Source organism: Streptomyces sp. NPDC058308 (assembly GCF_042880275.1).
Classification (GTDB): domain Bacteria; phylum Actinomycetota; class Actinomycetes; order Streptomycetales; family Streptomycetaceae; genus Streptomyces.
The window spans coordinates 172,630-175,024 of record NZ_JBHVZA010000020.1 but is presented as its reverse complement, the minus strand read 5'-3'; the positions used below and the strand labels follow the sequence as shown (position 1 = coordinate 175,024).

The 2,395-nt window shown below is 67.1% G+C and carries 3 protein-coding genes; all 3 read right to left on the bottom strand.

What is annotated here, in order from left to right; all coding sequences use genetic code 11:
- Nucleotides 1–248 (bottom strand): ATP-binding cassette domain-containing protein (locus tag ACFVYL_RS25980; RefSeq protein WP_389719895.1); only part of this gene is annotated, 248 nt, incomplete at its 3' end.
- A gap of 20 nt (nucleotides 249–268) precedes the next feature.
- Nucleotides 269–1,261: an ABC transporter permease gene (locus ACFVYL_RS25975; protein WP_389719886.1), complete on the bottom strand. Its 993-nt coding sequence runs from the start codon at nucleotides 1,259–1,261 to the stop codon at nucleotides 269–271.
- Nucleotides 1,254–2,180, bottom strand: a complete 927-nt coding sequence (locus ACFVYL_RS25970) for an ABC transporter permease (protein ID WP_389719894.1) — start codon at nucleotides 2,178–2,180, stop codon at nucleotides 1,254–1,256. The genes ACFVYL_RS25975 and ACFVYL_RS25970 overlap by 8 nt, the downstream gene beginning before the upstream one ends.
- Nucleotides 2,181–2,395 lie beyond the last annotated feature (215 nt).

The following is a 2,395-nucleotide window of genomic DNA, read 5'->3' as shown; positions in this document are numbered from 1 at the left end:
GGGATCTTTCCGGGCGGCATGTCGAGAATGCCCATGATGGCCTGCGCGGTCACGGACTTGCCCGAACCGGACTCACCAAGCACGGCGAGCGTCTCGCCCGCATCCACGCTGTAGCTGACCCCGTTCACCGCCTTGACCTCACCATCACGGGTGTGGAACTCGACGTGCAGGTCCTTCACGTCCAGGAGCCTGCCACTCTTCTCCTCGCTCGAACGGGGAGCGGGGAAGGCGTCTTCTTTGATGTCGATGCTGGTCACGTACGCCTCCCTCAGCGCAGCTTGGGGTCGAGGGCGTCGCGCACCGCGTCGCCGAGCATGATGAACGCGAAGACCGTGATGCTCAGCATTCCCGCGGGGAAGAACAGTGCGTGCGGGTTGTCACGGATCGCCTTGCTGCCCTCGGAGATGTCGATGCCCCAGGAGATCGTCGGGTCGGCGAGGCCGAGTCCGAGGAAGGAGAGCGTCGCCTCTGCCGAGATGTAACCGCCCAGCGCGATCGTCGCGACCACGATGGTCGGCGCGATGGCGTTCGGCATCACGTGGCGGAACAGCATTCTGGTGGTGCCGGCGCCGAGGGCCCGGGCCGCCGTCACGTAGTCGGCCTGCTTGGCGCTGATCACGGAACTGCGCGTCACACGGGCGATCGAGGTCCAGCCGAGGAACGCGAGGGACGCGATGACCACGTACACCTTGCGCTCGGTGAAGGCGTTCAGGATGACCATCGTGCCGAGCAGGAAGGGCAGACCGAAGAAGATGTCCGTGAGACGGGAGATGACCGAGTCGATCCAGCCCCCGAAGTAGCCCGCCAGCATGCCGAGCAGGCCGCCGAGCAGCGTCACGACGGTGGTCACGCCCACGCCGACCAGGATCGACGCGCGGGTTCCGTAGATGACCCGGGCGTAGATGGAGCGGCCCTGACCGTCGTAGCCGAACCAGTCGGCCTTGAAGATGTGGGCCAGTTCCGGCTTGCTCAGGAAGTGGTTGGTCAGATCTCCGTCGCGCGGGTCGGCGCTGGTGAACAGGCCGGGGAAGGCGGCGATGAAGAGGAGCAGGACCAGCAGGATCGCCGAGATCCAGAACATCGGACGGTGACGCAGCTCGAACCAGGCGTCACCCCAGAGCGAACGGGGCTTCTCCCGCTCGCCGCCGACCTTGGCCTTGGTGGCGGAGACGCCCGCAGCCGCGGCGTCCGCGCCGTCCTCCGTGCGGGCCGTCGCCGGCGGACCGTCGACGGCCGTTTTGCTCACAGGTGCGTCAGGCATACCGGATCCTCGGGTCCAGGACCGCGTACAGCAGGTCGATGAGCAGGTTGAGCAGCAGGATGACGAGGACGATGACCGTCACCACGCCGACGATCGTCGAGCCCTCGCTCGTCTGGATCGCCCTGTAGAGGAGGTTGCCCACGCCCTGCACGTTGAAGATGCCCTCGGTGATGACGGCACCGCCGATGAAGCCGCCGATGTCCGTGCCGATGAAGGTGATCACGGGAATCAGCGAGTTGCGCAGCAGGTGGACACCCACGATGCGGCGGCGCGGCAGCCCCTTGGCCGTCGCGGTGCGCATGTAGTCGGCGCGCAGGTTCTCGGCGAACGTGGTGCGGGTCAGCCGTGCCACGTACGCCATGGAGAGCATCGCCAGGACGAACGCGGGCAGGAACAGCTGGGAGAGGTTCGTGGAGTCCTGCACATTGGGCGGCAGCCAGCCGAGTTCGTCCGCGAAGATGAACCGGGCGAGGTAGCCGAGTACGAACACCGGGATGGAGATCACGAACAGGGTGAAGACGAGGACGCCGGAGTCGGCCGCCTTGCCCGCACGCAGACCCGCCCACGCACCGAGACCGATACCGACGATGATCTCGATGATGATGGCGAGCGCGGTGAGTCTGAGCGTCACCGGGAACGCCTCCGACATCACGTCGACGACCTCGCGGCCGCCGAACGTCCGGCCGAAGTCCCCTTGGAAGAGGTTGACCATGTAGTCGGTGTATTGCTTCCACACGGGCTGGTCGAGCCCGAACTCATGGCGCAGTGCCGCGACCTGTGCGGGGTCGGCGGCCTTGTCTCCCCACATCGCCCGGATGGGATCTCCGGGAAGGATGTGGACCATGAGGAAAATCAACAGAGTGGTCCCGATGAAGATCGGGATCATCTGGAGCAGTCGCCTGGCGGCGTAGCGCCCCATCATGCCTCCATGCCGTGAGGGGTCGGCGGCGGCCTGCGCGAACTTCTCAACCGCGGGGTGGGGGTGGAGAGTCACGGGCCAGCGCCTCGGTCGGGGGGCCCCCCGCCGGGTAGGATGGGGGACCCCCCCCCCCCGGGCCCAAGGGTACATCATCTTCACCAGGGCCGGGGGGTAGCTGGGGGGGCCGGACAGGGCGGAGGGGGGAGTGGCCGGGA

Excerpts from the sequence above, each read along its gene's own strand:
- ACFVYL_RS25975 (WP_389719886.1), bottom strand. The coding sequence starts at position 1,261 with ATGCCTGACGCACCTGTGAGCAAAACGGCCGTCGACGGTCCGCCGGCG.
- ACFVYL_RS25970 (WP_389719894.1), bottom strand. The coding sequence starts at position 2,180 with ATGGGGCGCTACGCCGCCAGGCGACTGCTCCAGATGATCCCGATCTTC.